General features: G+C 27.6%; 1 protein-coding gene. It reads left to right on the top strand.

The window, feature by feature from the left end; translation table 11 throughout:
* The coding region (locus tag SB764_RS42505) for a hypothetical protein (protein WP_410867107.1) at positions 1-254 on the top strand (254 nt) is incomplete at both ends.

Genomic DNA, 254 nt, shown 5'->3' with positions numbered 1-254 from the left:
ATATTTGTCGGCAAGCTCCTTTTTTAATTATTATTTTATATGTAAAACTATTCCAGACTTAAAAGCAAGTAGATCTGGAATGGTATTTTCACATGTTTTAATATTTCAAGTAGATGATCTAGATAAGATAAACAATATAGAAGGCATACTAAAATATCTTGTAGATAATATATATATACCTGAAAATCTAGCACCCTTAGAATTCGACATAAATGAAGTGCAGTATTTTGAAAGAAGTAAACGGCAACCAAAAT

It is taken from the genome of Paraburkholderia sp. SIMBA_027 (genome assembly GCF_046535315.1).
Taxonomy (GTDB): Bacteria; Pseudomonadota; Gammaproteobacteria; order Burkholderiales; family Burkholderiaceae; genus Paraburkholderia; species Paraburkholderia tropica.
The sequence above is the reverse complement of the archived record's forward strand: the minus strand, read 5'-3'. Positions and strand labels throughout refer to the sequence as shown.